At 67.6% G+C, this 25112-nt stretch carries 24 protein-coding genes; 16 read left to right on the top strand and 8 right to left on the bottom strand.

Features of this window, described 5'->3' with window-relative positions:
• Positions 1-104 precede the first annotated feature (104 nt).
• Both AB0H36_RS32370 and AB0H36_RS32365 read left to right on the top strand, forming a co-directional pair.
• Positions 105-1040, top strand: coding sequence for a GTP-binding protein LepA (locus tag AB0H36_RS32370; protein WP_360532231.1), 936 nt, complete (start codon positions 105-107; stop codon positions 1038-1040).
• Positions 1037-1636, top strand: a complete 600-nt coding sequence (locus tag AB0H36_RS32365; RefSeq protein WP_360532228.1) for a helix-turn-helix domain-containing protein — start codon at positions 1037-1039, stop codon at positions 1634-1636. The genes AB0H36_RS32370 and AB0H36_RS32365 overlap by 4 nt, the downstream gene beginning before the upstream one ends.
• Positions 1637-1657: 21 nt before the next feature.
• On the opposite strand, the gene AB0H36_RS32360 is transcribed toward AB0H36_RS32365, so the two are convergent.
• Positions 1658-2458, bottom strand: a complete 801-nt coding sequence (locus tag AB0H36_RS32360; RefSeq protein ID WP_360532225.1) for an NPP1 family protein — start codon at positions 2456-2458, stop codon at positions 1658-1660.
• A gap of 296 nt (positions 2459-2754) precedes the next feature.
• Here AB0H36_RS32360 and AB0H36_RS32355 point away from each other — a divergent pair, with 296 nt between their 5' ends.
• The 8 genes from AB0H36_RS32355 (at position 2755) to AB0H36_RS32320 (ending at position 10840) form a co-directional block, all read left to right on the top strand.
• Positions 2755-3807 (top strand): LLM class flavin-dependent oxidoreductase, encoded by a 1053-nt coding sequence (locus AB0H36_RS32355; protein WP_360532222.1) that lies wholly within the window; start codon positions 2755-2757, stop codon positions 3805-3807.
• Between the two features lie 8 nt (positions 3808-3815).
• Positions 3816-5021: a (Fe-S)-binding protein gene (locus tag AB0H36_RS32350; RefSeq protein WP_360532219.1), complete on the top strand. Its 1206-nt coding sequence runs from the start codon at positions 3816-3818 to the stop codon at positions 5019-5021.
• Positions 5018-6523, top strand: coding sequence for an FAD-binding oxidoreductase (locus AB0H36_RS32345; RefSeq protein ID WP_360532216.1), 1506 nt, complete (start codon positions 5018-5020; stop codon positions 6521-6523). The genes AB0H36_RS32350 and AB0H36_RS32345 overlap by 4 nt, the downstream gene beginning before the upstream one ends.
• On the top strand, positions 6523-6783 hold the full coding sequence (locus tag AB0H36_RS32340) for a hypothetical protein (protein ID WP_360532213.1): 261 nt from the start codon (positions 6523-6525) through the stop codon (positions 6781-6783). Before AB0H36_RS32345 ends, AB0H36_RS32340 begins: the two co-directional genes overlap by 1 nt.
• Before the next feature lie 672 nt (positions 6784-7455).
• Positions 7456-8151 carry a cytidylate kinase family protein gene (locus tag AB0H36_RS32335; RefSeq protein WP_360532210.1) on the top strand — a complete coding sequence of 232 codons (696 nt, stop codon included), beginning with the start codon at positions 7456-7458 and terminating at the stop codon, positions 8149-8151.
• Positions 8148-8543 (top strand): VOC family protein, encoded by a 396-nt coding sequence (locus tag AB0H36_RS32330; protein ID WP_360532207.1) that lies wholly within the window; start codon positions 8148-8150, stop codon positions 8541-8543. Before AB0H36_RS32335 ends, AB0H36_RS32330 begins: the two co-directional genes overlap by 4 nt.
• A 312-nt stretch (positions 8544-8855) precedes the next feature.
• Positions 8856-9833 carry a Gfo/Idh/MocA family oxidoreductase gene (locus tag AB0H36_RS32325; protein ID WP_360532204.1) on the top strand — a complete coding sequence of 326 codons (978 nt, stop codon included), beginning with the start codon at positions 8856-8858 and terminating at the stop codon, positions 9831-9833.
• A gap of 5 nt (positions 9834-9838) precedes the next feature.
• The gene (locus AB0H36_RS32320; protein WP_360532201.1) at positions 9839-10840 is read left to right on the top strand and encodes a Gfo/Idh/MocA family oxidoreductase; all 1002 of its coding nucleotides are present in this window, start codon (positions 9839-9841) and stop codon (positions 10838-10840) included.
• Between the two features lie 67 nt (positions 10841-10907).
• On the opposite strand, the gene AB0H36_RS32315 is transcribed toward AB0H36_RS32320, so the two are convergent.
• Positions 10908-11189, bottom strand: a complete 282-nt coding sequence (locus tag AB0H36_RS32315) for a SelT/SelW/SelH family protein (RefSeq protein ID WP_360532199.1) — start codon at positions 11187-11189, stop codon at positions 10908-10910.
• A gap of 135 nt (positions 11190-11324) precedes the next feature.
• On the opposite strand from AB0H36_RS32315, the gene AB0H36_RS32310 reads away from it, so the two are divergent.
• From AB0H36_RS32310 to AB0H36_RS32300, 3 genes are all read left to right on the top strand, one after another.
• Positions 11325-11720 carry a nuclear transport factor 2 family protein gene (locus AB0H36_RS32310; RefSeq protein ID WP_360532196.1) on the top strand — a complete coding sequence of 132 codons (396 nt, stop codon included), beginning with the start codon at positions 11325-11327 and terminating at the stop codon, positions 11718-11720.
• Positions 11721-11753: 33 nt separating this feature from the next.
• Complete coding sequence (locus tag AB0H36_RS32305) at positions 11754-12122, top strand: helix-turn-helix domain-containing protein (RefSeq protein ID WP_360532193.1); 369 nt, start codon at positions 11754-11756, stop codon at positions 12120-12122.
• A 126-nt stretch (positions 12123-12248) separates the two neighbouring features.
• On the top strand, positions 12249-13142 hold the full coding sequence (locus tag AB0H36_RS32300) for an LD-carboxypeptidase (RefSeq protein ID WP_360532190.1): 894 nt from the start codon (positions 12249-12251) through the stop codon (positions 13140-13142).
• 47 nt (positions 13143-13189) lie between these two features.
• On the opposite strand, the gene AB0H36_RS32295 is transcribed toward AB0H36_RS32300, so the two are convergent.
• The 4 genes from AB0H36_RS32295 to AB0H36_RS32280 form a co-directional block, all read right to left on the bottom strand.
• A complete protein-coding gene (locus AB0H36_RS32295) occupies positions 13190-13414 on the bottom strand; it encodes a hypothetical protein (RefSeq protein ID WP_360532187.1) in 225 nt (74 codons plus the stop codon).
• A gap of 106 nt (positions 13415-13520) precedes the next feature.
• Positions 13521-15176, bottom strand: a complete 1656-nt coding sequence (locus AB0H36_RS32290; RefSeq protein ID WP_360532184.1) for a hypothetical protein — start codon at positions 15174-15176, stop codon at positions 13521-13523.
• Between the two features lie 187 nt (positions 15177-15363).
• Positions 15364-15807, bottom strand: coding sequence for a vitamin K epoxide reductase family protein (locus tag AB0H36_RS32285; RefSeq protein ID WP_360532181.1), 444 nt, complete (start codon positions 15805-15807; stop codon positions 15364-15366).
• The gene (locus AB0H36_RS32280) at positions 15804-16694 is read right to left on the bottom strand and encodes a DUF929 family protein (protein WP_360532178.1); all 891 of its coding nucleotides are present in this window, start codon (positions 16692-16694) and stop codon (positions 15804-15806) included. Before AB0H36_RS32280 ends, AB0H36_RS32285 begins: the two co-directional genes overlap by 4 nt.
• A 188-nt stretch (positions 16695-16882) precedes the next feature.
• Here AB0H36_RS32280 and hemW point away from each other — a divergent pair, with 188 nt between their 5' ends.
• The 3 genes from hemW to AB0H36_RS32265 all read left to right on the top strand — a co-directional run bounded on the left by hemW (position 16883) and on the right by AB0H36_RS32265 (position 22080).
• Positions 16883-18088 (top strand): radical SAM family heme chaperone HemW, encoded by a 1206-nt coding sequence (gene hemW, locus AB0H36_RS32275; protein WP_360532175.1) that lies wholly within the window; start codon positions 16883-16885, stop codon positions 18086-18088.
• Positions 18089-18200: 112 nt separating this feature from the next.
• The gene (locus AB0H36_RS32270; RefSeq protein ID WP_360532172.1) at positions 18201-20576 is read left to right on the top strand and encodes a polysaccharide lyase 8 family protein; all 2376 of its coding nucleotides are present in this window, start codon (positions 18201-18203) and stop codon (positions 20574-20576) included.
• Between the two features lie 211 nt (positions 20577-20787).
• Entirely contained in the window at positions 20788-22080 is a 1293-nt protein-coding gene (locus AB0H36_RS32265) for a M60 family metallopeptidase (protein WP_360532169.1), read from the top strand.
• A gap of 116 nt (positions 22081-22196) precedes the next feature.
• On the opposite strand, the gene AB0H36_RS32260 is transcribed toward AB0H36_RS32265, so the two are convergent.
• Both AB0H36_RS32260 and AB0H36_RS32255 read right to left on the bottom strand, forming a co-directional pair.
• Positions 22197-23456, bottom strand: a complete 1260-nt coding sequence (locus AB0H36_RS32260) for an alpha-L-fucosidase (RefSeq protein ID WP_360532166.1) — start codon at positions 23454-23456, stop codon at positions 22197-22199.
• Positions 23453-25111, bottom strand: coding sequence for a hypothetical protein (locus AB0H36_RS32255; protein ID WP_360532163.1), 1659 nt, complete (start codon positions 25109-25111; stop codon positions 23453-23455). Before AB0H36_RS32255 ends, AB0H36_RS32260 begins: the two co-directional genes overlap by 4 nt.
• Between the last annotated feature and the right edge of the window lies 1 nt (position 25112).

Raw genomic sequence — 25112 nt, 5'->3', positions numbered from 1 at the left:
CATCGATGTCACAGCACTGAAACTGACTGATCAGTCAGTCACTTTGTTACGATCGTCGTGGGATCAACAGGACATCCCTTTCGATGGGGGAGCGAGGTGCCGCGATGGCGCTGGCTGATGTGAAAGGCACTCGTCGGGGACGACGCCGACGGGAGGACTCGAGGCTGGCCGACCATGTCGACCGGCTGGGGGAGGAGCATCCGCCGATCCCCCTGGACAGCGTCGACTACACGATGAAGGATCCGGACCTGCTCGTCGAGCGGTTCGGCTCGGTGCTGTCGTACATGTCGCGGGTCGAGCTCGAGGTCGAGCGGAACGTGCTCGAGCTGAACATCCTGCTACCGGACCCGCCGGAGGTCGACCGGCACTTCTACGCCGACGTGTGGCTCCCGCAGGAGACCCACCACGGGCTGATCCTCGACCGGGTCCAGGTGCTGGCCGGTCTGGACGCGTCCGAACCCAACCTGACCGACGTGTCGTTCAAGCTCAAGGTGCTCGGTGCGCTCGGGCGGGTGAGCGCCGTGCAGGACGTGAGCCGGATGCTCTACTACCTGACCGGGCTGGCCACCGAGCGGTCCGCAGTACTTGCCTACAACAAGCTTCACTCCGGCCTGACGGAGCTCGGCGAACGGGCCATCGCCGCCACCGTCGTCGCGCCGATCAAGCGGCAGGAGCCGGGACACTTCGCCTATTACCAGATCGCCGCCCGCCAGCTCTGGTCACAGCTGGGGTCCTGGCAGAAGTGGCTGGTCCGCACGTTGCGGAAGAAGACGTTCGGCCCGGTCGGGGTCGACACCCCCCAGCAGCGGGTGGAGTTCGGCCACGTGATGCAGGGGCTGGACATCGTCAGGCCCGGCGACGAGACCGAGCTGCGGCACTACGCGACCCAGATCGGACGGGTCGAGCACGAGTTGCTGTGGGCGCACCGGCAAGGGCTGAAGGTGCCGGACTACGTATTCAAGGCCCTCCGGCGCGCCGCCGGGGCTGCCGCGGACCTGAAGGGGGATCGCCGGCCCGCCGTTGGACGGAGCCGACCATGACCGCGCCGGCCGCCGCCCGCGCGAGTAAGCGCCAGGTCATCATCGAGACGGCCGAGCGCCTCTTCGCCGAGCACGGGTACGACGCCACGTCGACAGCGCGGATCGCCAACGAGGCCGGCGTACCGACGGGCCTGGTGTTCTACCACTTCGCGACCAAGCTCGACCTGCTGCTGGCGATCGTCAACGAGCGGCCGACGCCCAGCGCCGTACTGCGTTCCGCATCGAAGGGACGGTCGGTTCGCGGGCGGCTGCGGACCGTCGTGACGATGATGGCCGACGAGCTGGAGCACAACCGCGCGGCCCGGATCATCGTGTTCCGGGAGGCGCAGGCGCGGCCCGAGATCGCGGCCCGGGGCGCCGAGTTGTTCGCCGAGGCGACCGCGACCGTGGCCGACGTACTGAGCGGAGCCGACGACATCGTCGCCGATCCGGCCCGGGTGCGGACGGCGGCCGAGCTCGTCGTCAGCCGGGTGTTCCTCGACATCGTGGCGCTCGGTCAGCCCGACACCGCGGCGAAGCGGCACGCGGCGATGATCGAACTGGTCGCGGCGTCGCTCACCAAGCCGGAGGTGCCGACGGCGCGAGGCCCGGTCTGACCGAGCCTCGCACCGATCTGGTCAGGCCCAGGGATCGAACGGGATCCCGGCGGGCTTCGAGGCGTTCAAGAGCGACCGGAACCGGTCGTCCTTGTCGGTGATCTTGATGGTTGCCGCGCCGAAGTTGGCGTTCATCAACTGCTCACGCAGCGAGCTGCTGGGCCAGCCGTTCCAGCCGACCAGCGGCGGGTAGCGCCAGTTGTGGTAGTGGTTCTCCGGCGGCTCGTCGTTGCTGTTGGCGAGCCGGAAGAAGTGCGTGCTGGCGCCGTCCTTGTGGTAGACGACTTTCGGGTGGGTGCCGTCGAAGCGGACCTGGGACCGCGGGTAGGTCACCTGGCTCGCGTGCTGCGTCGTGGTGACGAACTCAACCTGGTTGGCGGCCTGGTTGATCCACGAGATGACGTGCTCGAAGTCGTGCCGGTGACCGCCGAGACTGCTGCCCGGCAGCGCCTGGTCCTTCTCGAAGTAGCTGGCGTACACCACCGCGCACCAGCCGTTGTTGCACTTCGAGCGCGCGTAGGTCTGGGAGTTGTCGAGGTCGGACTGGTCCCGGCAGTTGCCGTTGACCGCGCCGGTCGGGTTGAGGCCGGGGTTGAGCGTGCCGTCGGCGCCGATCGCGGGCGTGGCGTAGCAGCCGTCGGTGTCGTAGTCGTAGGCCGGCGAGAACGACTGCTCGTACCCGTCGGCGTTCTGCGGGAGGCCGGGCGGCGGAACGGCGTACGCGACTGTGGCCGAGGTGACCAGCAGTGCAGCGGTGCCGAGTACGACGCCGAGCGTACGGCGGAACCGCCGGCGTCGAGGAGATGGGGCGGACTCGGACATGCTTCGCTCCTTCAGGAACGTTCGGATCCCGCCGGCGTGCGGCGGGATCCCGGGGCGGAGACAACGACTCGACGATGACAGGTCAGCCGCACCGGCGCACATACGTCACGTGCCTACAGATTGACGTTGCGTGAACAGGAAGTCCCTGCGGGCCTGCCGGTTTCGAGGCAGAGACAAACTCGCGATCGGCTGCGTACAGTAAAAAGATTCGGAGATGGGGTCCGAGCCCATGCAGTCTGCGCCCGTCAGTCGCTGCCGCCCCCGTGTGCTCGGTGGTCAGAGGGAGGAGCAGCGCTGTGGTGCGCTTCAGTTACGTCCAGCTCCCCGACTATCCGCTCGTGGACTGTATCGACATGATCAAGACCGCGGACGAGTTGGGCTTCTACGCCGCCTACAGCGTGGACGAGACCTGGCACAAGGACATGTGGCTGCTGTTCGCGGCAGCCGCCGACAAGACGAAGAACATTCGTCTCGGCCCCAACGTCACCCACGTGATCCTGCGGGAGCCGACGCACATCTGCCAGATGCTCGCCACGCTCGACGAGCTGTCCGGCGGCCGCGCCGAGGCGGTGGTCAGCTTCGGCAACCTCGGCCTGCTCGAGCAGTACAAGATCGACCTGAAGCCGCTGAAACCGTTGTCGCGCGTCCGCGAAGGGATGGAAGTGATGCGCCGCTTCCTCGCCGACGGCGCGATCACCTTCGACGGCGAGTTCTTCAAGTACAGCGGGCTGTTCACCTTCGCCCGCCCGGTACAGGAGAAGATCCCGCTGAAGATGGGAGCGATGGGCGGCCCGCGATCCTTCGAGCTCGCGGGGGAGATCGCCGACGGGATGCACCACGCGTGCGGCTACTCCCGGGAGAACTACGAGTACATCGCCGAGCACGTGAAACTCGGCCTGGACAAGTCCGGCCGGACGCTGGACGACTTCGACCTGGGCGCCTGGGTGGTGTTCGCGGTCGCCGAGGACTCCGAGGCGGCCAAGCGGGCGGCGCGGATCATGGTCGGCTTCTACATCTCGTCGATGCCCGCCAACCAACTCGCCCGGCACGGCCTGAACCGCGACGACCTGCAGCCGATCATCGACGCGCTCGGCGCCGGTGAGATCGACCGGGCCATCGAGCTGACCTCGCCGGAGCTGGCCGCGACCCTGTCGGTGTCCGGGACCCCGGAGGAGTGCGTCGCGAAGCTGAAGAACGACATCCTGCCGACCGGCGTCAACCACATCATCGCCGCCATCACCGACCCGATGATGGTGAAAGCCTTTAGCGGCAAGGAGATCGAGGGCGTTCCCGACGTACAAGGACAGCTCAGACTCATCCACGACAAGGTGATGCCCGAACTCGGATAGGACGCCGCATGACCACCGAAGCCGATGACCTTCGGCAGGATTTCGTGAAGCAGTGGCGTGACCCGGCGTACGGCTGTTTCAGCTCGGGTCACAAGTTCTGCCGCAACGTCTGCCCGGTCATGCAGGTCACGCAGAACGAGAACTACTCGCCGACCGCGTTCCACGCGAACATCGTCGCGATGGAACAGGGCGCGCTGACCGTCGCCGACGTCGCCGAGGACTACGTGCACTGCACCCAGTGCGGCGCCTGCGAGCTGCGCTGCCCGAACACCTTGATGGCCGGCGAGTTCTACCGTGCCCGGACCCGGACGGTGGACGTCGTCAAGGCGATGCGGGCGCTCGCGGTCGACTCCGGAGTCGAGCAGCCGAACTGGAAGCGCTGGGTCGAGGCGACGGTGGACCGCAAGAACGAGCCCGTGCTCGACGTCCCGGTCGCGCAGGAGAACGTCGCGCGCTGGGCGGACGGGCTCGGCCTCGAGGTCGGCGGCGAGACCGTGCTGTTCGTGGACTGCGAGGCGGCGTTCTACCGGACGGCGCTGCCTCGCGCGGTCGCCCAGATCCTGCAGCAGGGCGGGGTCGAGTTCGGGCTGATGAAGGAACAGTGGTGCTGCGGCGGCCCGGCGGCCGAGATGGGGTATGTGGCGCGGTCGCGCGAGTTCGCCGAGCACAACGTGGCCGACTGGCGCAGTATCGGCGCGAGCCGGATCGTCACGCTCGATCCGCACGACTACATCACGTTCACCGAGGACTATCCGCGGTACTTCGGCGCGGACTACGAGTTCGAGATCGTGCACATCACCGAGCTCGTGGCGTCGTTGATCCGGGACGGGAAGCTGACGTTGACCGTGCCGATCGAGCGGGTGGCGACGTACCACGACCCCTGCCGGCTGAACAAGCGCAAGGGGATCCACAAGTCGCCGCGCGAGATCCTGCGGGCGATCCCGGGCCTGGACTTCCGCGACGTCGACCACGTCACGCAGTGGTCGTACTGCTCGGGCGCGGGCGGCGGGCTGGCGATCGAACGACCCGAGATCACCGCTGCGATCAGCGCTTCCCGTCTCGACCGCGCCGCTGCGCTGGACGTCGACCTTCTCGTCAGCGCGTGCGTCTGGTCGGAGCGTCCACTGGCCGCGGCCGGCTCGGCGCTTGAGCCGCAGATCGAGGTCCGCGACCTGATGGAGCTGGTTGCGGAGTCAGCCGGGGTGAAGCCATGACGACGACGGCGATCTCCGACGCGCTGTACGACGAACTGGTCGGGATCCTCGGCCCCGACGGAGTACTGACGGACAAGCCGGCCCGGTGGAACCGGACGCGGACGCCGGCGCCGTTCCCGGTGCACCGGTGGGCCGAGTACGTGCCGGATGTCGTCGTACTGCCTCGCACCACCGCGGAGGTCGCGGAGATCGTTCGGCTCGCGAACCGCACCGGCATCCCGGTCGTGCCTCGTGCGGCCGGGACCGGGCTGACCGACGGGGCCACGCCGCTGAAGGGCGGCATCCTGCTCGACGTCAAGCGGATGAACGCGGTCCTCGAGATCGACCTCGAGGACCGCACGGTCACCGTGCAACCCGGCGTCAACATGCTGAAGCTGAACGAAGTGCTGCAGCCGTACGGCGTGATGTACCCGGACAACCCGGCCAGCTACCCGTGCTCGATGGTCGGCGGGCGGATCGGGACCAGCGGGTGGTCGTTGATCGGTGCTCGTTACGGACACACTCGCGATCTCGTCTGCTCGATGGAAGTGGTGCTGCCGACCGGCGACGTCGTACGGGTTGGCGAGGGCGGCGGCCGGAAGTTGCGCAAGGCATCTACCGGGTTCACGTTGAAGCCGCTGTTCATCGGTCACGAGGGCACGCTCGGGGTGGTGACCGAGGCGACCCTCGAACTCGTGCCGCGCCCGCAGGTCGAGTTTGCGGCGTTCTTCGGGTACCGCGACTATCAGGCCGCTTGGGAGAGCACTGGCGCGCTGGCGAAGTCCGGCTTCGCGACGCTGGCCGGGGTGGTGCTGTTCGACGAGTGGAAGCTCGCCTATCTGCGGCGCGACGACGAGGCGTACATCGAGCAGCCCGACTGGTTGAAGAGTGTCGTCGCGGTCGCGATGTACGGGAACGAAGTCGAGGTCGTCCCGGCCGCGCGGGAGATCATGCGGATCGGCCGGTCGTCGGGCGGCACGTACCTCGGCGACGAGGTCAGTCAGGGTGACTGGGCTGCCCGCCACGACCGGTACGCCATCCCGCTGCACGGCCGGCTGCGTACCGGCGAGGTGGTGCCGATGTCGTGGCACTGTGAGGACGCGGCGCTGAACTACAGCGTCCTGCCGCGGGTACGCGAGGAGTGGCACGCGATCGCCGACCACTACATCCGGCGGTACGGCGTCTTCGACGACTGGGGGATCTTCGCCTACACCAACGGCGCGTACAAACCGTGGGGCGACTACCTCGTCGAGATCGACATCGGGATCTGGGAACAGAAACTCGACGACGAGATGTGGGAAGCCTGGCTGAACTGCAAGCGCGAGATCACCGAGGTGACCCTGAAGTACGGCGGCTCGATCAGCGCCTGCCACGGCGCCAGCCGGGCCGGCGACGTGGAGTACGTGCCGCAGGAACTCGGCGGCTCCTTCGAGGTGATGAAGAAGATCAAGCGCGCGCTCGACCCCCAGAACGTGATGAACCCCGGCAAGTACCTGCTCGACCAGGCCTACGAGGACCTCTGATGTTCGGCTTCCGGCTCTCCGCCCAGAAACCCCCCGACGCCCGCCGCATCACCGACGACGTCGTGATGCGCTACGACCACGTCTACGAGGTCGACCCCGCCAAGATGTCGATCTTCCTCCAGCAGGACATCCCCGCCTGGGACACCCACCGCATCATCGACAGCCGCTGGGACCACCTGGCCTGGATGCACCAACACTTCGCCGACAAAGTCCTCGGCATGTCCGACCTAGGCCTGAACGAAGACGGCACCGAAAAGTAGTCCTCCCCACGCGCCCGGCCCGCACGGCTCCTCCGTCGCCGTGCTCGCCGTCGCTCCCGCCCGCCCGTCGGGCGCGTGCTGCCGCCCGCTTTGTTCGACCGCCCCGTGGCGTCGCCTGCCTGTGCGTCGTGAGCCGGCTCGTGGACCGTGTCGCCTCCCGTGCTACGTCACGGCGGCTCGTTGCTCTGCGACGGACGGAGGGATAACCCCACGTGATGTGCCTTCTCCTGCAGCACACCAGCGGAGATGGCACAACACGAGGGGATAACCCGGGATCTGTCCTCTGGGGGTGCCGCGGCATTTGGGGAAGGATCTCCTGCGGCTTGAGGTGCGAAACGCTCCCCGGCTCGCGCTCGCCACCACCCGGCCGACTGAGTGTGCCCATGTCGGCGAAGCTGATTCAGCCGCCCTCCGCGGTACTCCGCGCGGACCGCGGTTCGGTTGCCCTCGTCGCGTCGTTCAGCCAGGTCAGGAACCCACCGGCTGTTGCGTAGTGAGCGATTCCTGCGCGCCGTGGCGCCCACGTCGCGGTCGCGGTCGGGCCGGGCAGCGCGGCGCTCAACGCGAACAATCGGTTGCGGTGTGGCTTCGTGAGGCGAGGCCACGTGGCGCGGCGTCGTACTGGAGGTGGCGGCCATAAGGTGAGGTCACGGGACAGGACCTGGGGGCGAGATGGACAGCGGGACGCGCGGTGAGTTGCTCGGGTGGTTGGCAGCGGCGGTTGGGGGTGTAGCGAACGGGCACCCGACGCGCGTCGCCTTGGACGGGGTGCCTGCCGCGGGGAAGACCACGTTGGCGGACGAGTTGGCCGTCGTACTGCGTGCGGACGGGCGGGAAGTGGTCCGTGCCACGATCGAGGACTTTCTGACCCCGCGCTCAGTGCGTTACCGGCGCGGGGAAGACTCCGCGGAGGGCTGCTATCACGACAGCTTCGATTTCGAGGCGATGCATCGCGTGCTGCTCGATCCGTTGGGCCCGGGTGGAGATCGGAAGGTTCGGACGGCGGTCTACGACAAGCTCACGGACACCGCGCGGGTCGAGCCGATGGTGACAGCGCCGGCCGATGCCGTGCTGCTGTTCGACGGGGTGTTCCTCATGCGACCGGAGCTGGTCGAACGGTGGGATCTGCGGATCTTCGTGTCCGCCGCGTTCGAGAAAACGCTGGACCGGGCCCGCACCCGCGACCGGACCACGACGAAGTCCGCCGGCGAGGTCGAGCAGCGGTACCGCAGTCGGTACATCCCGTCCCAGCAGTTCTACTTCGACACAGTCCGCCCGACCGAGCACGCCGACGTCATCGTGCACAACGACGACCCCCAGCGGCCGTCTTGGGAAGCCCGACCACTCACCCGAGGTCCGCGGCCATGACCGCCCCTCGCTTCATCCACCATCTCGGGGTCTTCGCCGGCGACTTCGCCGCAAGTGAGTCCTTCTACACCGCTGCCCTCGCCGCGCTCGGGATTGACGCCGGGTACCGCACCGACACGGTCGCCGAGTACTGGATTCCCGGACACGACACCCCGAGCCTCTCGCTGGAAACGGCGCCGACGAGCACGGAGGTCACCCGAGGCCTCCATCTCGCGTTCGAGGCTGCAGATCGGACCGCCGTGGACGCCTTCCACCGGGCGGCAGTCGCGGCAGGTGGGACCTCCCGGCACGAACCGCGGCACTGGCCCGAGTACCGAGCGTACGCCGCCTTCGTCAGTGACCCGGACGGCAACAACGTCGAGGCCCTGGTCAAGGACACCGACACCCCCTGAAAGGCAGGCGGGTGGGGAGACCCGGCCCGCGGTCCACGCCGCACTCCCCACGCCACCGATGCCGCTGAGACGGCCGTCACGCACGGGCGGACCCGCGCGCGACTCTGCGTAACCCCTTCTCGCGTGGCGAGCCAGTACCCACGACTTCCGGCGTACATGCTTCGAATTCCGAACTGGCATCGAATCCAGGTCGAGCGCCGGGAGTGGTCCAGGTGGTGGGACGAATCGCCGGTGGGGGTGTACGGCGGGACCGGGGTTGGCAAGGTATGTCGGGAACGTTTCCACCTACTGGTGTTCAGCGAGGAGGCACGGATGTCGACGCCGCTGAAGGTTGCGGTTCTGGGGTTTTGGCATGTTCATGCGGGGGACTACGCGCGGCAGGCTCAGGCGCATCCTGGGACCGAGCTCGTCGCGGTGTGGGACGAGGACGTGGAGCTCGGGCAGGCGGGGGCCGATCGGTTCGGGGTGCCGTTCAGCACGGACCTCGACGCGGTGCTGGCGGACGTCGACGCGGTGGTGATCACGACGGCGACCAACGAGCACCGCGACATCATGGTCAAGGCGGCGAACGCCGGCAAGCACATCTTCACCGAGAAGTTGCTCGCGCCAACCGTGGCCGAGGCGGAGGAGATCCTCGCGGCGGCCGACGCGAACGGGGTCAAGGTGGTGGTCTCGCTGCCGCGGCTGTCGCACGGGTACACGCAGGCGATCAGCGTGGTGCTCGCGAGCGGCGAGCTCGGGCAGCTCACCTACGCCCGGGTGCGGCTGTCGCACGACGGCGCCGTACCGAGTGATGGCGGCGACGGCTGGCTGCCGCAGCGGTTCTTCGACCAGAAGGCCGCGATCGGGGGCGCGCTCACCGACCTCGGCTGCCATCCGGTCTACCTTGTGCAGTTGTTCCTCGGCACCGATCCCGACACCGTCGATGCGACGTACCGCTCGGTGAACGGCCGCGGGCTCGAGGACAACGCCGTCGTCACGATTGGTTACCGGGACCAGAAGATCGGCGTGATCGAAGCCGGCTTCACCAGCCGGAACCCGTTCACGATCGAGATCTTCGGTACGGCGAGCAGCCTGACGTACACCGAGTCCGGCAACGAGCTCCGGGTCGGGGACCGGCAGGTGCCCGTGCCCGAGCACAGCCCGGACCCGTTCGCCCAGTGGGTCGACCACATCACCAATGGCTCCCGCGCCGACGAGAACCTGTACCGCGCGGTCGAGCTGACCCGCCTGGTCGCCGCCGCCAACGAAGCGGCCGACACGGGCCGAACCATCTCCTACGGAGGCTGATGTCCATGCCAGAGATCAAGGTCGGGCTGATCGGCGGCGGCGGGATCGCGGGCGCCCACATCCGCGGGTACCTCGAGCACGCCGACCGGATCGGCATCACCGCCGTGGCCGACGCGGTGGAGGAGACGGCTGTTGCGCGTGGCAAGGAGCTGGGCGCGACGCCGTACGTCGACTATCGCAAGCTGCTCGAGACCGAGAACGTCGACGCGGTCGACATCTGCCTCCCCCACCACCTGCACCGGGACGCGATCGTCGCGGCGGCCGAGGCGGGCAAGCACATCCTGTGCGAGAAGCCGCTGTGCCTGACCGCCGACGAGGCCGCGGACGTCCGGAAGGCGGTCACGGACAACGGCGTGACGCTGATGTGCGCGCACAACCAGCTGTTCATGCCGGCCGTGGCGAAGGCGAAGGAGCTGCTCGAGGCCGGGACGATCGGGACCGTCTACGAGGTGCGTACGACGGACAGCTTCTACAACAACTTCGATCCGAGCTCGATGGGCTGGCGGGCGAGCAGCAAGACGAGTGGCGGTGGCGAGCTGATCGACACCGGGTACCACCCGACGTACCTGATGCTGCACCTCGCCGGCGGCATGCCGGTCGAGGCGACCGCGATGCTGTCGACGCACCGGCTGAAGTTCATGGACGGCGAGGACTCGGCGCAGGTCCTGATCCGCTTCGACAACGGCGTCGTCGGGCAGATGGTGACGAGCTGGGCGTACCAGCCGGCTGACTCCACTGAGCGGTTCTCCGCGGTTGGTGAGCTCGGAGCGCTGCACAGCGACGGGAACTCGGTCACGTACCGGCTGCAGTCCGGTGAGACCGAGACGATCGCGCTCGAGCCGGTCGACACCTTTGCCGCGGAGATCGGGCATTTTGCCGACTCGCTCCTTGGCAAGACCCGGCCGATCCACACCGAGGAGGAGGGCATCGCCGTACTCGGGATTCTCTTGGCTGCGTACGAGGGGGCGCGCACGAAGACCATCGCACCGGTGCTTCAGATCCCGTAATCGCGTCGGCCGCCGCCGACCCGCGCTTCAGCCGGGTCGACGGCGGTCGGTTGCAGTTGGCCGGGGTTCAGCGGCGGTCGGAGTGGCCGAGGGAGCGGTCGGGGGCGACTCGGTCGCGGACGAGTTGCTTGAGGTGGGCGATCTCGGGGAAGCCGTTCTCGGCCTTGCGGGACCAGAGCGTCTCGCCGTCGAGGCGGACCTCGAAGACGCCGCCGGTGCCGGGGATCAGCGCGACCTCGCCGAGCTCGGTGGTGAATGTGGTCAGCAACTCCTGCGCCGTCCAGGCTGCCCGCAGCAACCACCGGCACTGCGTGCAGTACTCGACTTCCACCCGCGGCTCTCTCGTCACGCCGACCAGTATCGCCGTCGCCCACCCGGCCCGTGCCTGCTGTGATGTGGGTCACTCACGCCCATTAGTTACGTTGAGGTGCCTGGTTACCGATGGTGACCATGGAGTCGTATCTACATCTTGAAGGAGATGACAGTGGACTCCACACTCGCGGTAGCCCGGAAGTACGTCGATGCCGTGGCCGCCAAGGATTTCGGAACCGTCGCCGGCCTGCTCGCCGACGACATCGTCTGGCACCAGCCGGGCGCGAACCAGCTCTCCGGCACGCATCGCGGCCGCGCCGCCGTCGACCAGTTGCTGGGAGCAATGATGACGATCAGCGAGGGGACGTTCGACCTGTCGGTGGTCGGCGTACCGATGGTGAACGGCGACCACGCCGCCATCCCTGTGCATTTCGCCGGGAAGCGCGCCGGGGCCGAGCTCGGTGGGGACGGCGTCGACGTACTGCGCATCGACGGCGACCGGATCGTGGAGGTCCGGCTGTTCTCGACTGACCAGGACAACGAGGACGCGTTCTGGGGCGCCGGCTGAGAATTGTCGGTGCGGTCTGGTCAGATGATGAGCATGGCTGACCACCCGGCGTTCAACGTGCTGCTCGCGACCTGCCCGTCGCGTACGTCGCTCGCCCGCATCGCCAACAAGTGGACGGCGATGGTGGTGATCGTGCTGAGCGACGGCCGGAAGCGGTTCGGCGACCTGCGCACGGCGGTCGAAGGCATCAGCAGCAAGGTCCTCACCGAGACCCTACGCGACCTGGAACGCGACGGCCTGGTCGAACGCCACGCCTACGCCGAAATGCCACCCAGAGTCGAATACGAACTAACCCCCCTCGGCCGCACCCTCCACGCTCCCCTCCAAGCCCTCAGCCACTGGGCAGAACAACACACAGAAGAAGTCCAAACCGCCCGCCAAACCTACGACGCCCGCGATTGACCTTCCGGGCAAGCCGTTCCCACGCACGGTTACGCCAGCCGACCGCGACAGGCGAACACGTGACCACGGAGATGTGGTGAACCCCAGACCGGCAAACTGTCGGCACGCACTGGGAGGGTCTGAGGCATGACTGTCCTCGTCCCGCCTCGTCTCATGCCTGGTGATCGGGTTCGGGTGGTGTCTCCGGCGAGCACACCTGAGCGCGAGTTCGTCGCGCGTGGGGTCGAGCTGCTGACCGGCTGGGGTCTGCAGGTCGAGCTCGGGCGGCACGTGTTCGACAGTGTCGGCTATCTCGCGGGGACCGACGAGGACCGGCTCGCGGACCTCAACGATGCGTTTCGGGATCCAGGAGTGCGCGCCGTGTTCACGACCCGCGGCGGCAAAGGCGCCTACCGGATTAGCGATCAGCTCGACTTCGACGCCGTACGACGAGATCCGAAGCCGCTGATCGGGTTCAGCGACATCACCGCCATCCACCTGACCCTCTGGAAGGAATGCCAGCTGGCCGGGATCCACGGACCGTTCGCGGACGAGTCCGTCCGGCAACTGCTGATGACGACTGACGAGATCGTCGTGAAGCAGGACCCCAAGGAGCCGACGGCCGAACTCACCGTCGGCGAGCCCGCGACCGGCTTCCTCATGGGCGGCAACCTCAACACGATCGCCCATGCCGTCGGCAGCGACCTCCCCAGCCTCGACGGCGCCATCCTCCTGATCGAGGACAACCTCACCACCGGCCTAGGCGCAATCGACCGCCAACTGACCCAACTGCTCAAATCCGGCCGCCTCGACGGCCTCCGAGCCATCGCACTAGGCCAATTCAACGGCTTCGAAAACACCCAAACCAACGGCTGGTCCCTGACCGACGTACTGCGAGACCGCCTCGACCAACTAGCCGTCCCCGTCCTAGCCGGCCTCCCAATCGGCCACCGCCCCCGGCCCACCCCAGTCCCCCTGGGCACCCTCGCCACCATCGACCCACCCGCAGGAACCCTCACGATCGCGGCCGCTGTGCGATGACGATGGCGGTCTGCGCAGGGCCGCTACCCCAGACAAATCCAATCTGGTCACTTCACCAGGTCGACTCGCTCGGCTGCCGTGGCGCCGCGCCAACCGTAGTCCGGGAACTCCGCGCGGAGGACCTTCAGTGGCACATTGGAGATCGTCTCGTACTTGTCAGGGTCTCGCGTGAATGAGTTGGCCAGGTTCGCGAGAAGGTAGTGCAGATGTGCGGCCTGCTCGTCCGTCAGGCCGCTGACTCGCAGTGAAAACTTGTGCTTCCGGCGTGGCATGGATCGTCCTTTCACGGGGGAGACAGCAGGTTGTCGCGTCGCACGAATTCGGGTTATCGAAGTCAGTTCGTGCCCGGAGTTGGTGCGGGGCGAGGTGCCGACCCGTTCATTTTCTGGCGGGCAACGAGCCCAGGAGCATGAGATCACGGGTCAGGGCGTCGATGTCACGCCCGACCGCCTGGTAACGCTGCATGAGCTCAACGGGCTCACCCCTGGTTGCCCAAGCCGTTCCATTAGACGTCTCGAAGGCCAGCATCAGGCCAGGTCGCCTGCACATCCAGAAGCGATAACCTGGCTGGCCGAACAAGTCAGCGGGCTGTGGGCGACGAACCTCGGCTCCGATCGGGAACATGTCAAGCCAACTCGCTGGCCCTCCGCCGTATCCCGCGGTGTCGATGTAGCCCATCTCGATCTCAGGCGAATGCAGGGTCATGAAGGAGGTCGCGGCGATTCCGGCCAAGGTCCTGTAGACGAGTGTTGTTGGCGTGCTAGCCGGTACCCTCTGCACGAGCGGCAAGCCGGCGGCCGACTCCAACCACTCCAGAAACGCGCGCGGGTCGTGAGCCAGGTAATCCACCCATGGAGTCGGTGCCCAATCGACATCGGACTGGTCATGGCGTCCATGGATCTGGATGGTGCCCTGGCGATTGAGCATGAGTTCGAGACCTGCGTCGGACCGCAGCGCAAGCACGTCGTAGAGGCCGCCGCCCGGATGCTCACGAGTCACTCGAACGACTCCAGGATGCCGACGGGCCAACTCACTCGCCAGGCGCCAGGATGCTGCCTCGACAACCGTCGAGTTGAGCGCGGCGGGTTCGGCCCGTGACCGTCGGGCTGAGGACCCGATCGCGTCCGATGTCTCATGCAGTCGCACCGCCGCGACTGCATGCGCACCGCTGCGCGGCAGGTCTGTGAGCGCAACCGCTGTGGCAGGCTCGGTCGAAGACTCAAACCGCGCGGTCTCTGCTGACGACTCCTGACTGTTGCTCTCCGATCGGAGAGCATTACTCAACTCGGCGAGGGCGCTTTCGGCGAAGTGATCGGTCCACTTGCGCGGGCCATGGAAATTGGGATGACGTGCAACCGCGACAACGCGATCCCTACCGGCGACAGCAACGCGAGTCGCGGTCCAGTAGGCGAGGTCGCCGCTCGTGTGCTCGCAAATCGCAACGCGTGCATGCTCGCCGAGCACCACGACGACTGTCGCGGGCGACACTTCAAGAATCGCTCGGAGCCATCGGTTCGAACAACGTTGACGGGCGTGCTGAACGCCCTTTTCGGAGTGACTCTTGCAGTGCACGACCTCGGTCATTGCGTAATCCACGCCCGGCCGCACGGCTCTTTGAAAGAGAAGCTCTGCGTTTCGCTTGCATGCGTTCCAGAACTGGACAGCTCGTGGCGAGTGCCACGATCCTTTGTACTGCGTGGCCAGCGGAAAGTAGACGCCGTCCTTCACCTGCCCGGGACCATCGCCGAACCGCTCCTCGAAGAAGGTAATGCGGCGTTCGCGGTCATCGGCCCATGTCGGATAGGGCTCGGCCTCGCTGATCGACGGGTTGCTGCTCACGAACAGCAGGGGTGCCAAGCCGATGTGACCAGCCCATGGCTCCGGGACCTGAAAACCGTCCGAGAGTCCTCTCTGTGTACCCACGATCTTGTGACATGGGTGGGTGGAATCAAAAGAGGCGGCCGGAACATCGGCGCAGTTGGTGATGTCGAACAGCAGTTGGCGGACGCGCTCCTCATCGGCACGGTCTTGCATCTTCGAACCCCCCGGTTGCGTAAGTGCTGGAGTCGCACCCTAGCCGTGGATGGTGGGGCCTGGTCAATGACTCAGGTAAGGCGAATGGCGACGCGCTGGTCAACTGGAGCATGACGGCTTGCGCTGCGCCACGAGCTAGGCGGATGTGGCGAGTCCACGGTCGGTTGTTGATGGGGCGGTGCGTGAGTTAGTCCGCGTACAAGGCGCGGTGGATTGCTGACAGAGCGAAGAGGAGGAGGGTTAGGGCGTGGATGGCTGTGCACCAGAGGCAGAGGGCGTTGATGCGGAAGAGTTCGGTCCAGATTAGGTAGCAGATGACGATTACGCCGGTGGTGGTGATGGCTAGGCGGAGGCGGGTGGGCCAGGGGGAGGGGGTGCGCCAGGAGGTGGGGAGGGTGAGGACGGCGAGGGCTGTGAAGAAGGCCAGGCCCAGGAGGGCTACGGGGATGCCCAAGAGGTGGGAGTACTGGCTGGTGGTGACTTTGACGCAGTTGATGGTGGCGGTGTTGGGGCAGGCGAGGGTTGTGGCGGCGGTGAAGTGTTCGTAGGTGAGGTAGGTGGAGATCGCCAGGCCGGTGAGGGATAGGGCGAGGGTCGTCCAAGGGATCCAGCCGAGTGGCTTGGGGTTCACTGGGTGAGCTTTCCGGCGGCCGCGGTGACTGCGGGGGTGGTGCAGACGGTGCCAGGTTGGTTGTTGGTTAGTTGGCAGAGGGCGGCGGTGTAGAGGTTGGCGGAGGCGTCGACAGCGCGGGCGATGGGGGACGAGGGGTCTTTCAGCGCGGTAGCGATCTCGGTGGGCGTCTTGCCGGCCAGGGTTTCGGGGGTGTAGGTCGCACCGGAGGAGACGAACCTGCCGCCCAGGTCGATGAACGGGATCGAGCCGCCGCTCTTCACGTACGGCGGTTCGTTGTAGGTCTCGAAGGTCTGCTGGTCGGCCGCGGTCGGGGTGTCGAGTGGTGTGTACTGGCCGTCGACCTTCTCGTTGGTGGTGGTCTCCACGCCGGTGAAGGCCAGGTACTTGCTCGTGTACGAGGCGCCGTGGAAGGACAGCGTCGGCGTGTTCGGATAGACGTCGTCGCCCGCGGAGTGCGTCGTACCGAGGTTGCTGAAGGTGCCGAAGCGGGACAGCGCCACCGCGACCGGCCACCGCTCGGCCGCGCAGAACGGGCAGAACTCGGCGCCGATGTAGAGCACCTTCGGCTTGCCGTCCGTGGTCAGCGCCGGCGCGGTGATCGCGGCCGGTCCGCCTTGTACGCCGTCTGATCCGACCTGGTCGAAGGTCGTCGCCGGTACGGCGGCCAACGCCGACACGATCCCTGCATCGGCGGCCCCGGACAGGCCGGTCGCGGTCTGCTTGCCACCGCCGGCGAGCCGTACGACGACCAGCGCGCCGATCACCACGACGACCACCGCGACGGCGCCGAGCGCTATCAGCAGTCGCTTACGTCGTTCCTGGGCGGCGCGGAGTTCCGCGATCCGCTGCCGCGCCTGAGCCTTCTGTTCGACCCGCCTGCTCATCCATCGGTCCTCTCGGAGCAACACCCCCAGAAGCACAACGGCCCGTCCGAGGTCCGAGTTCCATTGGTGACCGATGTATCAGACCAGCTGAGGCTCGGTGTTCATGAGCAAGATGTAGTCAGTCCGGCACGTTCCGCCACCGCGAAGCCTCGGCGATCGCGTCTCGAGCCGCCTCGTACTCTTGAGGGGTGCCGTCGACACTGCCCGAGGGGGAGGTTGCGCCCCGGGACGGGTCGCTGCCTGAGTCCGCCGTACGCGAAGCCGCGTCCCGGCCGTTCGGGTTTTACCTGCACGTGCCGTTCTGCGCGTCGCGGTGCGGGTACTGCGATTTCAACACCTACACGGCGACCGAGCTCGGCGGCGGTGCGTCGCAGGCGTCGTACGCCGACACGGCGGTCGGTGAGGTCCGGCTGGCGCGCCGGGTGCTCGACGGCCTGGACCGGCCGGTCGAGACGGTGTTCTTCGGCGGCGGTACGCCGACGTTGCTGCCGGCAACTGATCTCGGCCGGATGCTGGCCGCGGTCCGCGACGAGTTCGGGCTGGCGCCGGGGGCCGAGGTGACGACCGAGGCCAATCCCGAGTCGGTGGATCCGGCCTACCTCGAGGCGCTGCTCGAGGCCGGGTTCACGCGGGTCAGCTTCGGAATGCAAAGCGCGTCGTCGCACGTGCTGAAGATTCTCGACCGGCAGCACACGCCGGGGCGGGCGCTGCAGGCGGTCAAGGAGGCGACCGCGGCCGGGTTCGAGCACGTGAACCTGGACCTGATCTACGGGACGCCGGGCGAGTCGCTCGACGACTGGCGGGCGTCGCTGGAGTCGGCGCTGTCGGCCGACCCCGACCACGTCAGCGCGTACGCGTTGATCGTCGAGGACGGCACCCAGTTGGCCCGCCGGATCCGTCGCGGCGAGCTGCCGATGCCGGACGACGACGATCTCGCGGACAAGTACGTGCTGGCCGACGAGATGCTGTCCGCCCACGGCCTGAACTGGTACGAGGTCTCCAACTGGGCCCGCGCCGAGGACGCGCGCTGCCGGCACAACGAGCTGTACTGGCGCGGCGACACGTGGTGGGGGATCGGTCCGGGCGCGCACAGCCATGTCGGCGGCGTCCGCTGGTGGAACGTGAAGCATCCCAGCGCGTACGCCGGACGCCTCGACGCCGGCGACAGTCCCGCCCATGCCCGCGAGATCCTCGACGACGAAACCCGCCGGGTCGAACGCGTGCTCCTCGAGATCCGGCTCTCCGCCGGACTTCCGCTCGACGTCCTCGACGACGAAGGCCGGGCCGCGGCCGACGCGATGCCCGACCTCGTCACCCGGACCGGCGACCGCCTGGTCCTGACCGACCGCGGCCGCCTGCTCGCCGACGCCGTGGTCCGCGACCTGCTGCCGTAAGTCAGGGCAAGAAGTGATCAGAAGTGATCACAACAAGTTGTTGACGACCGTTGTGAGCATCGTGGAGGCTGTGCGGTAAGCGTTTACTGCCCGCCGCCCAGAGGAGTTCGCGATGCCGCCTTCCGTCAGCCGCCGCTTGTTGATCCAGGCGGGTCTCGCCGCCGGCGCCCTGACCGCTGCTGGTCTGCACGGCGCTGGGACCGCAGCCGCCGCCGACGAGTTCGACGTACTGCGCGATCGGTGGGCCGCGCTGAACACCGGTGGGGCGATCGACCCCAGCGATCCCGCGTACGCCGACGCCCTGGCCAAGCTGAGCGCGCAGGCGCAGGAGTTTGTCGACAATCTGATCGTCGACGCCGACCGGACCGCGCTCTGGCCCGACCTCCCGCTGAGCTCGACCTCCGGGAACTTCTCCATCAGCTACACCAGGCTGAAGACCATCGCGCTGGCGCGCGCGACGTCCGGCACCACGCTCATGGCCGACCCGGCCGACCAGCTCACGAGCGCTCTCGACTTCCTCTACGCGCGGGCCTACAACGAGACGCTGCCGGAGACCGGCAACTGGTGGTTCTGGGAGATCGGCGCGCCGCGCGCCCTGCTCGACACCTGCATCCTCGCGTACGACGCCCTGTCCGCCGAGCAACTGGCGTCGTACCTGAAGGCCGTGGACCGGTTCGTGCCCAACCCGAACCGGCGGACGAACTCGCCGAACCTGCGGGAGACCGGCGCCAACCGGGTCGACAAGGCGCTGATCGTGGCGCTGCGCGGCATCGTCGGCAAGTCGGCCGACAAGGTCGCCGCCGCCCGCGACGCGCTGAGCGACGTGGCGGAGTCCGGCAAGAACAGCGTCTTCACCTACGTCACCAGCGGCGACGGCTTCTACCGCGACGGCTCGTTCGTCCAGCACGGCAACCTCGCCTACGTCGGTACCTACGGCAACGTCGCCCTCGGCGGAGTGGCCAACCTGTTCTCGTTGCTCGGCGGGTCGAGCTGGCAGATCAGCGACCCGAACCGCGCGGTGATCCTGGACGCGGTCGAGGCGAGTTTCGCGCCGTTCATTGTCGACAATCTGATGATGGACTGCGTGTCCGGCCGGGCGATCTCGCGCGAACGCGCCGGCGACCACCGCCACGGGCACGGCACCACGTCGACCGTGCTGCTGCTCGCCGGTGGTGTCGTCGAGCCGTATGCGAGCCGATACAAGGCACTCGCCAAGGGCTGGATCACCCGCGACCGCCTCGACGACTACCTGAGTGGCGCGTCGATCCCCGAGATCTCCCGCGCCAAGGCCGTCCTCGACGACGCGCGCATCGCCCCGGCGCCGGCGACCCCCGCGCACTTCCAGTTCCACAACCAGGACCGCGTCGTCCACCGGCGCCCGGGCTGGACGTTCGCGATCGCGATGTCGTCGAAGCGAATGGCCCGCTACGAGTGGGGCAACGGCGAGAACCTCCGCGGCTGGTACGTCGGCGACGGCATGACCTACCTCTACAACGACGACCACGCCCAGTTCTTCGACGCCTTCTGGCCGACCGTCGACGCCCAGCGCATGCCCGGTACGACGGTCAGCACGAAGCCGCGACTTCCGCACGGTACCGGCGGTGGCACCGGGACGATCGCCGCGTACGCCGAGTGGGCCGGCGGAGCGTCGTACCGGAACAGGGCCGGTGCGGTCGGCATGCACCTGATCAACCACGACAAGACGTTGCAGGCCAGGAAGTCCTGGTTCTGCCTGTACGACTCGATCGTCGCCCTGGGCGCCGGCATCGCCGGAACCGACGGCTTCCCGGTGGAGACCGTGGTCGAGAACCGCAACCTGCACGAGGGCGGCACTGCGGCCCTCCTGGTCGACGGCCGCATGCAGGACGCCGATGCGTCGTACGACGATCCGCGCTGGGCGCACCTCGAAGGTGTCGGCGGGTATGTCTTCCCGCTGGGCGGTCAACTCCGCGCTCAGCGGGAGGATCGCACCGGCGCCTGGCGGGAGATCAACACCGGCAACGACACGGCCGGCTCGACGACGCCGTACACCCGTCGTTATCAGTCGCTCGTGCTCGACCACGGCACGGCAACCGGGCAGTACGCCTACATCCTGTTGCCCGGGGCAAGTGCCTGGCGGACGGCGCAGCGGGCGGCGGATCCCGGCGTGACCGTGCTGTCGAACACCGCAGAGGTGCAGGCGATCCGCTCGGGTCGCGATCAGCTCACGCTTGCCAACTTCTGGACGGCGAGGGAGGCCGGTGAGGTCACCGTGGACGGCCCGGCGTCCGTCGTCGTCGGAATGGAAGGCAGCACGATTCACGTGGCGGTGTCCGATCCCAGCCGGACCGTCCAGACGCTTCGTTTGATTGTCGACAATCGGATTGCTCGCGTGCTGACAAAGGACCACAGCGTGACAGTCGTTGCTGCAGGCAAGCAGATCGTGCTCGACATCGCCGTCGGCGGCAGTCGCGGCGCGACGCACACCGCCAGCTTCAGCCGGAGCTGAAGCCCCGGGCTGTAGCTCGGGCTGAACTCACAGATTCGCAAGCAACCGGGGCCGGCAGAAAGGGCCGGCCGGGTCGCCGGGTGCTGCATCGATCCCATCCCCGCCCCACCGCCCCGGTCGGGCAACAACCCAGGAGGTTCTGATGCCGCACGTCCGACCACCCCTTTACTCCAGGCGACAGATCCTGTCCGCCGCCGCGGTCGGTGCAGCCATGACCGCAGTACCCGTGACCACAGCCATGGCTGCCCGTTCCAACGTGACGGAAGAGCTGTGCCACACGTTCGTGATCCAAGCTCTCCCGTCAGCGCGGACCACAGAGCTCGAGCGAACCCAGAACAGCTTGAGCAACACCGAGCTCCGCACCACCGGCTTCTACCTACCGGCGGACACCCCGCTCAACGTCCTCGTCCACCAGGGCAGCCTCGCCCCGACCCTGGTCGTCGGCGCACCGGACGCGGACGCCCGCAAGGAGTTCAAGGCACCGCGCCAGTACCCGCTCCAGCTCGGCCGCAACACCGTCACCGACGCCGGCGGCGGGGTCGTCTACCTGAAGCTGATCGGCGCCACCGGCCAGGCGAAGGTCAGCCTCGGCGACACCGTACAGCCGATGCCGTACTTCGTTCTCGGCCGGACGTCGGAGTCCGAGTTCCAGCGCCAGCTCGACGAACGCACCACGCCGTACGTCGAGCTCGTCGCACCGCACACACTGATCACCATCGAGCGGAACTCGGCGCTCACCTACCGCACCGAGAACCACGCCACGCTGCTGTCGACGTACGAGGAGATCGTCCGGATCGAGGACCAGGTCAGCGGTTTCGACGGCTCGTCGCCGCTGCACGTCAGGCAGCCGCATCCGTACCACATCGTCGGCTACCCGTCGGCGATCACCGGCGTCGGCGCGTACGCGACGCACGGGCACATGTCGTTCCCGCCGCCGATCCAGGACCGGATGCTCACGGTGGAAGGACTGCGGACGCGTGGATGGGGCATCTACCACGAGCTCGGGCACCAGCATCAGCAGATCACGTACAAGCCGAGCTCGCTCACCGAGGTGACGGTCAACATCTACTCGTTGGCCGTCAACGCGGTGTTTGCCACGAAGTACGGCCAGCAACCGCGGTTGCATGCGCCGGACGCGAAGACCGGGCTGACCCCGTGGCAGAGCGCGCCGGGCAAGCTGCGGCAGCCGGGGGTGGACTACGGCAAGACCTTCGATCCGTACGAGAAGCTGGTGATGTTCGAGCAGCTTCGGCTGGCGTTCGGTGACAGCTTCTGGCCGAACTTGCACAAGCTGGTCCGGGTCGAGCGCCCGTACGCCGGGAGCTACACGGACGAGGCGTTGCGGCTCCGGAACCTGGTGGTGTTGTCGAGCAGGACCGCCGGGTACGACCTGCGCGACTTCTTCCGCGCCTGGGGCGTCCCGGTCGACGCCGAGGCCGTCGCCCAGCTCGATGCACTCGGCCTGAACCCGCCGCCTGTTGACCCGACGACGATCCGGCAGTAAGACAAAGACGAAGGCACCCACCGGGTCGAGGTGGGTGCCTTCGCCGTTCCAGGGGAGCACCGCCCGGGGAGCAGCGCTGCAGGAGGCACGCTCGGGGGAGCAGCGCTCCGGTGAGCTCAGTCCCGGAGGAAGAGCTCGATGACCGGGATGTCCGGGGCAGGCGCGTGGTTGGGGAGTTTGAGGGTGAGCGTGTTGTCGGGAAGGCCGGCCAGGTACGTGTGCCCGGGCGCCGAGGGGTCGACGGTCACCCGCTGAACCTCCGAGGCGTCGTGCAGGAACTGGGCGTAGGCCACCTTGTCGCCGAGCCCGGGCAGGTGCAGATGGCCCATCGGCCACGCGAACAGATGCAGGTAGAGCCGGTTGCCGTTCTGCGTGTACCGGCAGTCGGCCGGCGGGACGTACGCGCTAGGACCGCACGCCCGCACCGACCGCTCGTGCAGCCGCATCCAGTCGCCGACTCCGGACAGTACGGACAGCGCCCGGGGTTCCCACGCCCCGCGCCCGTTCGGTCCGACGTTGAGCAGCATGTTGCCGCCCTTCGAGACCGAGTCGACCAGCATCCGGATCAGCAGCGCCGGCGATTTCCAGTCGTGGTTGTCGCGGTGGTATCCCCAGCTGCCGTTCAGCGTCTGGCACGCCTCCCACGGCACCTGCGTACCGTTGCCAGCAGCAACCTCGTTCCCCGGCGGCTGGACCTGCTCGGGAGTGGTGAAGTCACCGCTCCCGAGCCCCAGTCGATTGTTGACAAGAATCCCGGGCTGCAGCACCCGCGCCATCGCGAGCAGCTCCTCGGAGCGCCACTCGTCCGGCCCCTTCGCGTTGAACCCGCGACCGGCGTACGAGAAGTCGAACCACATCACGTCGATCTGCCCGTAGTTGGTCAGCAGCTCACGCACCTGACCATGCAGGTAGTCGGCGTACTCGGCAACGTCCCGATCCGCCGTCCGGTCGATGAAGTCCACGTCCCCGCGCTGCGGGTGGTAGAGATCCACCGGGAACGACGGATGGTGCCAGTCGAGCAGCGAGTGGTAGAGCCCGATCCGGAACCCGCGCGCCCGGAACGCGTCGACCATCGGGGCGAGCAGATCCTTGCCCCACGGCGTGTGCGGCGCCGAGTACGACGTCAGCTTCGAGTCCCACAGGCAGAACCCGTCGTGATGCTTCGTCGTGATGACGAGATACCGCATGCCCGCGTTCCAGGCGTCCTCGGCCCACTGCACCGGGTCGTACAGATCGGGCGAGAAGTGGTCGAAGTACGGCTGGTAGTCCTCGTCGGTCAGCCGTTCGTACGACTTCACCCACTCGTGCCGGGCGGCGGCCGCGTAGATGCCCCAATGGACAAACAGCCCGAGGCGTGCCTCCGTCAGCCAACTCATCGCGGGCTCGCACCGCCCAGCGCCGACTCGAACTCGGCACGGATCTTGTCCCCGCCGTCCTTCGCCCACTTCTTCACCGCCGCGTCGAACGCGCTGATCGGCTTCCGGCCGGCGATGACGTCGTTGCGTACGTCGGTCAGCGCCTGACCGAGGTCGCCGCCGGACTTGTCGTTGGCCGGCGAGATCAGCGAGGCGGTCGGGTCCTTGACGACCATGCCGATCAGCTTGGTCAGATCGGCGTGCGCCTTGTCGACGTACGTCGGGTCGGACGCGTTGAACAGTGCCTGCGGGGGACCGGCGATGTACTTCCACGGCACGGTCAGCTCGGCCTCACCCTTGGCTGTCTGCTTCGGGTTGCCGGTCGCGTCCCGAGTGAAGTCGACGCCCTCGACGCCGTACGTGAGCAGCAGGTTCTCCGTGCTGCCGAACGGCGCGGCGAAGAAGTTGGCCACGCCGAGCAGCTCGCGCGCCCGGGCCTCGTCGGCCTTCTTCATCAGCGTGTAGGCGAACAGGATGTTGTCCGACCAGGTGTTCGCCTTGCCGCCGGCCGGGGCCATCGGCACGAACGCTCGCGGGTCGTTGGCCGGGTCCAGCCGCTTCAGGTCCTTCAGGTAGTCCGGGTACGCCGGGAAGCCGTCGTACACGAACGCTCCCTTGCCGGCCTTGAACGCGTTCTTCCGGGCCTGGCTGTCGATCCCGTCCGAGCCCGGTACGACGACACCGGCCTTGACCAGCCCGACCGCGAACTCGAGCGCGGCCTTGTACTCCGGCGTCTCGAAGCTGCGGACCAGCTTGCCGCTCTCCAGCCGCCAGCCGTTCGGGACGCCGAACATCTGCTGGATCATCGTGAAGAACGTGTTGCCCTTCGAGTTGACGATCGCCCAGCGGCCTTCCTGCGGCTTGGTCAGCGCCTTGCACGCGGCCAGGAACTCCTCGGCGGACGTGGGGTACGCGACCCCGGCCTGGTCGAGGTGGCGCTGGTTGTAGAAGCCGGCGCCGCCGGTGATGCTGCGCGGGATCGGCAACCCGTACAGCTTGTCGTCGACCACGCACGCCTGCCAGATGACGGCCGGAACGTTGGCTAGGTTCGGGTAGTCCTTCACCTTGTCACCGGACAGGTACGGCGTCAGGTCCGTGCACTTGGCCGCCAGGAACGCCGGTAGATTGTTGACAACTGACGGATCGGACAATAGGACAAGGTCCGGCAGTTCGTTCGCCGCCAGCACGGTCTGGAACTTCGTCTCCCAGTCGCTGGCCGGGACGATGGTCAGGTCCAGGCTGCCGCCGAGCGCGCGCTCGACCTCCTGCCAGGCGGTGTTCTTGTCCTTGGACGGCGGCAGCGGGTCGAAGATGTTGGTCATCACCGTCACCTTGCCGCCCTTCAACGGCGGCTGCGCGACGGTCTTGACCAGGTCCTTCGGGTAGCTGCGGAACGCCGGCGGCACACCGTCCGCGGTCCCCGGCAGATCCGGCTTCGGCCCGGCGAAGGCGACGTACGTCGGCAGCGTCAGGGACGAGGCCCGGGCGGTTCCGGACGCCGTACTGCCGTTGCTGCAGGCAACCAGCGTGGGTACGCCGGCGGCGCTCATCACGGCGACGCCGACCGCGCTGCGCAGGAAGCTCCGGCGGCTGAGGCCGGCCGATGAGGTGGTCACG

The organism is Kribbella sp. NPDC050820 (assembly GCF_040653975.1).
In the GTDB taxonomy this organism is placed as follows: Bacteria; Actinomycetota; Actinomycetes; order Propionibacteriales; family Kribbellaceae; genus Kribbella.
This window is presented reverse-complemented; position numbering and strand designations above follow the sequence as displayed.